This window comes from Microtetraspora sp. AC03309 (assembly GCF_020826795.1).
Classification (GTDB): domain Bacteria; phylum Actinomycetota; class Actinomycetes; order Streptosporangiales; family Streptosporangiaceae; genus Microtetraspora; species Microtetraspora glauca.
The window spans coordinates 1-7,014 of record NZ_JADDIL010000146.1 but is presented as its reverse complement, the minus strand read 5'-3'; the positions used below and the strand labels follow the sequence as shown (position 1 = coordinate 7,014).

Annotated in this window: 9 protein-coding genes and 1 pseudogene; 6 read left to right on the top strand and 4 right to left on the bottom strand. The window is 68.1% G+C overall.

Going from position 1 to position 7,014, the window contains the following annotated elements; genetic code table 11:
* Nucleotides 1–235: 235 nt before the first annotated feature.
* From IMZ11_RS41330 to IMZ11_RS41320, 3 genes are read right to left on the bottom strand one after another with little or no spacing between them, the layout of a single operon-like run.
* Nucleotides 236–1,087, bottom strand: coding sequence for a helix-turn-helix transcriptional regulator (locus IMZ11_RS41330; RefSeq protein ID WP_228648848.1), 852 nt, complete (start codon nucleotides 1,085–1,087; stop codon nucleotides 236–238).
* Between the two features lie 19 nt (nucleotides 1,088–1,106).
* Complete coding sequence (locus IMZ11_RS41325) at nucleotides 1,107–1,616, bottom strand: DUF6879 family protein (RefSeq protein WP_228648846.1); 510 nt, start codon at nucleotides 1,614–1,616, stop codon at nucleotides 1,107–1,109.
* Nucleotides 1,594–1,824, bottom strand: coding sequence for a hypothetical protein (locus IMZ11_RS41320; protein ID WP_228648844.1), 231 nt, complete (start codon nucleotides 1,822–1,824; stop codon nucleotides 1,594–1,596). Before IMZ11_RS41320 ends, IMZ11_RS41325 begins: the two co-directional genes overlap by 23 nt.
* Nucleotides 1,825–2,042: 218 nt before the next feature.
* Here IMZ11_RS41320 and IMZ11_RS41315 point away from each other — a divergent pair, with 218 nt between their 5' ends.
* The 6 genes from IMZ11_RS41315 to IMZ11_RS41290 all read left to right on the top strand — a co-directional run bounded on the left by IMZ11_RS41315 (nucleotide 2,043) and on the right by IMZ11_RS41290 (nucleotide 6,436).
* Nucleotides 2,043–2,480: a hypothetical protein gene (locus IMZ11_RS41315; protein WP_228648842.1), complete on the top strand. Its 438-nt coding sequence runs from the start codon at nucleotides 2,043–2,045 to the stop codon at nucleotides 2,478–2,480.
* Between the two features lie 15 nt (nucleotides 2,481–2,495).
* Nucleotides 2,496–2,633 (top strand): hypothetical protein, encoded by a 138-nt coding sequence (locus tag IMZ11_RS41310; protein ID WP_228648840.1) that lies wholly within the window; start codon nucleotides 2,496–2,498, stop codon nucleotides 2,631–2,633.
* A 203-nt stretch (nucleotides 2,634–2,836) separates the two neighbouring features.
* Nucleotides 2,837–3,811 carry a radical SAM/SPASM domain-containing protein gene (locus IMZ11_RS41305; protein ID WP_228648838.1) on the top strand — a complete coding sequence of 325 codons (975 nt, stop codon included), beginning with the start codon at nucleotides 2,837–2,839 and terminating at the stop codon, nucleotides 3,809–3,811.
* On the top strand, nucleotides 3,808–4,941 hold the full coding sequence (locus IMZ11_RS41300; RefSeq protein ID WP_228648836.1) for a methyltransferase domain-containing protein: 1,134 nt from the start codon (nucleotides 3,808–3,810) through the stop codon (nucleotides 4,939–4,941). The genes IMZ11_RS41305 and IMZ11_RS41300 overlap by 4 nt, the downstream gene beginning before the upstream one ends.
* Nucleotides 4,942–5,273: 332 nt before the next feature.
* Entirely contained in the window at nucleotides 5,274–5,828 is a 555-nt protein-coding gene (locus IMZ11_RS41295) for a hypothetical protein (RefSeq protein WP_228648834.1), read from the top strand.
* Between the two features lie 38 nt (nucleotides 5,829–5,866).
* The gene (locus tag IMZ11_RS41290; RefSeq protein ID WP_228648832.1) at nucleotides 5,867–6,436 is read left to right on the top strand and encodes a hypothetical protein; all 570 of its coding nucleotides are present in this window, start codon (nucleotides 5,867–5,869) and stop codon (nucleotides 6,434–6,436) included.
* Nucleotides 6,437–6,494: 58 nt separating this feature from the next.
* On the opposite strand, the pseudogene IMZ11_RS41285 reads toward IMZ11_RS41290, so the two are convergent.
* Nucleotides 6,495–6,650, bottom strand: a pseudogene (locus IMZ11_RS41285) (IS630 family transposase); the annotation flags it as partial.
* Nucleotides 6,651–7,014 lie beyond the last annotated feature (364 nt).

The window sequence follows — 7,014 nt, the reverse complement described above, 5'->3', positions numbered from 1 at the left end:
AGATACCTGATCAGATTCGGGAAGGTACACCCCTTCCCGTCAGATCCACAGGTTTCAAGCATTGCTCCCGGGACGCCGCTGATGTGGCATCTGCCCTTCCCTACGGATCAGAAGGTTAGGGGTTCGAGTCCTCTCGGCCGCGCAACGATTGACCAGGGAGTCCCTTGATCCAAAGGGACTCCCTGAGTCGTTTACGCCGTGCAGGCTCCTGGACGATGCGGCACAGCTGTGTGGCTCAGGAGTCCAGTGCGCCGATCGCTGCGGTGATGAGTGACCGAGCCGCCGATCCGTACACGGCGAGACTCGCGAGCATGGCGAACGTGTCGGCGTACATGGCCACCTCGCGCGGTTGCGTGACGGTGAGGTGGCCTGACGTCAGTTCGACGTTCACGACCTCGTCGTCGTACATGAAGAACCCCTCTGAGGGCCACCGGGCGGAGCGGTCGGCCCCGAGCGGGATGATGCCGAGGGAGATCGACGGCAGGGTGGCGACGGTGAGCAGGTGCCCGAGCTGGCCAGCCATAGTGTCGGTCCCACCGATCGGGTATCGCAGGACGGCCTCCTCGAGGACGATGGCGAATTGGTGGTCCCCTTCGTGGACGACGTGCTGCCGGTCGACTCGGACTTGTACGGCGTCGGCGACGTCGTCGGGGAGACCGCGACGGCGCATGATGCCGGTCAGAAGCGCGGTGATGTATGCGCGGGTTTGTACGGGGCCGGGGATCAGCCATGAGGAGTAGATCCGGAAGTGGCGTGTCCGCTCCCAGAGCGGGTTCACGGATTCCTGGGCGAGGCGCAAACCGGTGCGCTCCATCCGCCGCCACTCGACGAACATGCCCTCGGCGGTCCGTAGTGACGCGATGAGGTCTGCGGACTGGTCTTCGGCACGGCAGTGCGCGCACCAGGCGCGGATATCGTCGGCGGTCGGCGCCTGCTTGCCGTACTCGATCCGGCTGACCTTCAACGAATGCCACCCCGCCCTCTCGGCTAGGTCCCGCCCGGTGAGGCGCGCGTCGATGCGGATTTCCCGCAGCCGGATACCAAGGGCTTCGAGCGCCTGGCGGGCGCTGGACGACGGGGTGGCCATGAATGTGCTCCGGCGATGTTCAGGCAGGCCGGTACTGGTCGTGCGGGGTCGCCCGCTCCCAGACGGCGTCGAATGCCTCCAGGCAGAACTTCACCAGCTGCGGGTCCCGGGTCTGCTCGCGGCCGACTACGTCGCCGTTCCCGCTGAAGTGGGTGAACACCAGCCATGTCTCGTCGATCAGCCAGAAGTCGTTGCCGGGGAGCGCCAAGTCACTGGCGTTGCTGCGAGCCAGCCAACGCACCTGTTCACCGGCTGCGACGTTGAAATGGCTGATCTCGTACTCGAACCTGACGTACTCGCTGAGCGGCTCGGACACGATCCGGGCCCGCCGTACATCGACACCCCGCCGAACGGTCTCTTGCATCAGCGTCATCCACGGCTGGTAGCAGGAGGCGGTCTCCTCCAGGCGGCCGCTCTGCCAGGCGACGAGCCCCGGATCCTCGAGCATGTATCCGTCGCGCATCTCCAGGTGGATGGCGGAGCGCTCGCAGCTGCGGATCAGCTCGTCAGGACTCAGAGCGGGCGTCACCGTTGACCTCCGGGAAGAACTGCATCATGCGCTTGGGAAGACGGAGCACGGTCTCCCCGTTGGGAAGCTCTCCCACCGTCGCGAGCGTGTCCACCGAGGTCACGATGTAGCCCTGGATGACGTACTCGCCGGCCTCGGTGTCCTCCCAGATGGTGGGTGAGTCTCCGGATGGGCTGTCGGGGTCTTTGCCGAGGAACCGCAGCGCCATGATGGTCTCCTTCGCCAGGCGCGGACAGGGGTTTTGCATGAGTGTGCACCGGGGCTGCCGCCGCACCAAGCGGTTTGCGTGACTTTGCTAGATCAACAAGAGCGCGGTTTGTCTGCGTCGGCGTCGTGCAAACCGGCGCAATCTTGTTGATGCGTCTCGCAGCCGGTACCTACCGTCACGATCGACCTCCAATCAGTGACGGGAGAAGGGGAGCCCACGTGCAGACCCCCAGGCATTTCCCCCAGGCGGCCGACCGCCCACACCCACGGTCCGTCGGCCCCGCCGGCTGGTCCGGCGGCGTCGACGTCACACGGCCCCGCCGGACCAGCCCGCCGCCTCGCCGCCCTGACGCTGCGGCCGCGGCCGCGATCCGCCTCCAGGCAGCGCTTGGTGACCGCCACGAGATCCACGCGGACGTCCACCAGGGCGACCAGGTCGCGTTCGTATCCGTCGCGCGTGGCCTCCTGGTGTTGACGGCCAAGGGCCAGTACCAGTGGCCCACCGGGGAGCGAGACGCCCGTGGACCGATCTACGCGGCAGGCCCCGCTGACGACCCGGTGACCGCCGCGCTCCGTATCGCGGCCCGCTACGACCAGATCATGAAAGACCAGCCGCCGGCGAATCTTGTGCCGGACTCGATGCGCAACCCCATCTGAACGAAGGTCCCGCTGATGGACTCGCTCATGCTCATCCTGCACTGGACCGGCGCCGAACTGATGGCCCACCGCCCCCAGCCCGACGACACCATGCCGGCCGCCGCCGCTGGCAACCCGGGCGGCGCCCCGGACGACGACGACAGCAGCGGATAGCCGCCCCTGTTCTCTGGCAGACCCCGCGCCTTCCGCTCCGTCCGGCCCACACCCACGGCCCGACACCGGGGTCTGCCAGGCAAGCACCTGTGGCCCCGGGGCGAACCCGGCCGTCCCGCCCCCGTGGGACGGCGGCGCGCACCGCCCCGGGGCCACGGGCCACAACAGCACCATCCACCCCTCTCCCTGGAAAGGGCCACGCGATGACCGTGCTCACCGAACCATCCGCCGACACGGCGGCGCCCCTCCCACTCGCCGGCTGGCACCTCGAACTGGAGATCACCGGCAACTGCCAACTCGCCTGCACCCACTGCTACGCCGAGTCGAGCCCACTCGGCGGCCACGGCACCATGACGTTGCAGGACTGGCAGACGCTGATCAGCCGCGCCGCCGCGCACGGCGTCAGCAGCATCCAACTCATCGGCGGCGAACCGACCCGCCACCCCAACTTCGCCGAGCTGCTCGGCCACGCGATCGACGTCGGCCTGGAGGTGGAGGTGTACACCAACCTGTACCAGGTCAAGGAAGCCTGGTGGCACCTGCTCTCACGGCCCGGCGTCACCCTCGCCACGTCCTACTACAGCGACCAGGCGGCCGAGCACGACCAGGTGACCTACCGGACCGGCAGCCACGCCCGGACCCGCGCGAACATCGCCGAAGCCGTACGGCGCGGCATCCCCATCCGTGCCGGGATCATCGACACCCGCCACGGGCAGCGCGTCGGCCAGGCCCGCGCCGAACTGGAAGCGCTCGGCGTGGCCGACGTGTGGATCGACCGCGTCCGCGGCGTCGGCCGCGCCACCGCCGCCCTGCCGGACGTGTCGCAGCTGTGTGGCGGCTGCGGCCGCGGCCAGGCGGCCATCTCCCCGGACGGCGACGTGTGGGCGTGCGTCCTGTCCCGCTGGATGACCCCCGCGGGGAACGTCAAAACCGCCGATCTCGCCGACATCCTGCACAGCCCGCGCTGGCAGCATCTCGTGGACGCCATCCCGCCGCGCTGCCCGCACGCCAAGTGCGATCCTGACAAGGGCTGCGACCCGGACAAGGGCGGGTGCCGGCCGAAAGCCGATGGCGGCGACTGCTCGCCCGCAGAGCGGACGGCCTGCAACCCGAAACTGTTCTGCAACCCCAACCAGCAGGTCACCGACCCCAAGAAGCCGGAGAGACCGAAGAAATGATCTGGCAGCAGCACGCGGCCCGCCTCACAGGCGAGGTGACGCGGCCCACCTCGCCGTGGCGGCGGCCGGTCGCGACCGTGCCGCGGCATCTGCTCGTGCCGCGCTGGTGGGACCGGACACGCGCCGGCTGGACCCTCGCCGATGGCGCATCCGATGAGGCGGATTGGATGGACGCGGCGTACAGCGACGTGTCCCTCGTCACCCGGGTCGGCGGCCTGCACGCCGACCACGCCACAGCCGGTGACCGTCCGGTCGGGTTGCCGACGTCGTCATCGACGCTGCCGAGCCTGGTCCTGCGCATGTTCGGCCACGCCGACCTGTACGACGGTGCGGACGTTCTGGACGTGGGTGTTGGCTCCGGGTACGGAGCCGCTCTCCTCGCTCACCGTCTCGGCGACCAGCGGGTGACGAGCATCGACGTGGACCCGTACCTGACGAAGGTCGCCGCCGAACGCCTCGACGCGATCGGCCTGCACCCGACCATCACGACGGTGGACGCCACAGGGCCGCTCCCCGCCACCTATGACCGGATCGTCGCGACCGTGTCCGTGCCGCGCATCCCCGCCTCGTGGCTGGGCGCGCTCCGCCCCGGCGGCCGGCTCGTCACCACCATCAGCGATACCACGATCATCGTCGTCGCGGACCTGACCGACAATGGGGGCGCGGTCGGGAGCGTCCAGTGGGACCGTGCCGGATTCATGGCGGTGCGGCACGGGGACGACTACCCGACCCGGCTGAGCGGCGTGTTCGACCGGGCCAACGACCAGGAAGGCGGCGAGACCTCTCGCGGCCGGTACCCGGTCGTCGAGGTGGTCGAGGCGTGGGAGCTCCAGAGCATGTTGGAGGTCGTCGCGCCGGGCATCTCCCACTGGTACGAGGAGGACGACGACGGGCGCCGCACAGCGTGGATGGCGCACGCGGACGGGTCGTGGGCTCAGGCGTCCGCCATGTATGACGAGGCGCCGACGGTCCGTCAGGGCGGCCCGCGCCGTCTGTGGGACATCCTCGACCAGATCCGCCACCAGTGGCTCGTGGACGGGAGCCTGCCTCTGTACGGGGCGAAGGCCACGATCACACCGGATGGGATGATCCGCCTTCAGCGGGGTGGCTGGAAGGCCACAATCGGATAGCCCTTCGCGACGATCTAGTGCTGTGACCGGAAACCTTCACCGGTCTCGCGTGTAGCCGCTGGCGTCGGTGGATGTGTCCTACACGTCCGGCTGGCGCGAGGAGGCGCGGTGGGAGAACCGGTCCGAGTACGAAGACTGATGGACGACCAATGCATTGCCGCTCTACGGGAGTGGATCGAACAGGAGCCCTCAGGTAAGAGGGGCTGACCCTCACTCGCCCAAGTCAAATCCTAGGCGTCTCCAAGCTTGATCTTTTAGACCTGTGGGGCGGATGAGATCCATTCGCGGCAACACAGGGGGATCCAGCAAGTATGGGAATGTTTCGTAAGGCCATGCCCGTCGCGACGGCGGTAGCCGCGCTGGCGATCGTGGCGATGGCGCCCGTCTCGGCGGCGTCGGCCTCGGCGGTGACGATCAGCGTTCAGCGCGGTCACGTCGAGACGGTGAAGGAGTGGCGGTCGAATTTCACCTGCCCGACGAACCAGGTGCTCACCGGTCGCAGCCACTACGGCGATGAGAACGCCGACACCACGTATTCCTGCAGCTTCATCTTCATCAACGGTGAGCAGGTCAGGGTGTCGCTGCTCGACTGGAGTACGCAGAAGAAGGAGAAGGACTCCTTCTACGAACCCGCCCTGGGGAGCGTCGCGATCGCCGGGCGGATGCACACCGGTGACGAGAACGGCATGACGCGGTACCGCCCCGCGACGCTGTTCTGGCAGGGCCGGCAGGTGCAGTTGATCAGCAAGACCTGGAGCGGCATCTACAAGGAGAACAACCACTCCTGGACCGCTGGACACAACCAGGTCATGACCGGCCGCCTGCACCTCGGGGACGAGAACGGCAAGACCCAGTACCAGTACTCGACGGTGACCTTCGCGGGCTGAACCCACAGACGTACTGGCACGAGAAAGAAGGAAAGACGATGACGAATCACCGCACGACCGTGTCCGCCGCGCTGGCCGTCGCCGCGCTGGCGGCCGTGACCATGGGTTCTCCCGCAGCGGCCGCCGATTACACGATCGAGGTCCGGGCCGGTTCCACCAAGACGATGCCGTCCGAGAAGAACTCCCAGTTCATCTGCCCGGTGAACCAGGTGCTCACCGGCCGCAGGCACGTCGGCGATGAGAGCGCCCCGACCACGTACTACTGCGGAACGATCTACATCAACGGGCAGCGGGTCTTCGTGCACTCCGGTGACTGGACCCAGCCCCGCAAGGAGAGCGAGGGCTATATCGTCGCCCCGGCCGACCAGGTGCTGGTCGGCAGATGGCACGAGAAGGACGAGAACGGCCCCACGAGGTACCGCACCGCCGCGCTGTACTGGCAGAACCGCCAGGTGAAGGTGACCGGCCCGATCTGGAGCGACCAGTACAAGGAGAGCAGCCACACCTCGATGGCGCCCTCCAACCAGGTCATGACGGGCCGGGTCCATAACGGCGACGAGAACGGCAAGACCCAATACCAGTACTCCAAGCTGGTCTTCACGGACTGACCCGAGGCCACGCTGCGACATGGCTCTGCTCCTGCGCGGCCAGGGGCAGAGCCTGCGCGCGGACGGTGTCCTCATCGGCGGCCACCAGGCGCGCGATCACCGCGACGGTGTTCCCCCCGGCCGAAGCCAACACGATCATCGCCCGCCGGTACCGGACCGAACTGGTGCTGCCCCGGCGGACGATCTGCTGCAGCTTCTGCCCTTCGGCGTCCATCAGTCTTCGTACTCGGACCGGTTCTCCCACCGCGCCTCCTCGCGCCAGCCGGACGTGTAGGACACATCCAACCGACGCCAGCGGCTACACGCGAGACCGGTGAAGGTTTCCGGTCACAGCACTAGGAGCGCTAGATCGCAGCTCAGAACAGGCGAGAGCCCGCGCTAGGTCATAGCGCGGGCTCTCCTCCTATCAGGCCCCTAACGGCCCGCCCTAGCGGCCGCGTCCGCCCGGTTGTAGCCGCGGCCGATGTTCGCCCCGTCCCGCCGGAGCTGCCGAACCGGCACACCGGAGAGCACCTCGGCGACCGGCTTCACGCCGCGCATCTCCCTCGCGGGCAGCGTCCCGGCGGCCGCGCGGAGCG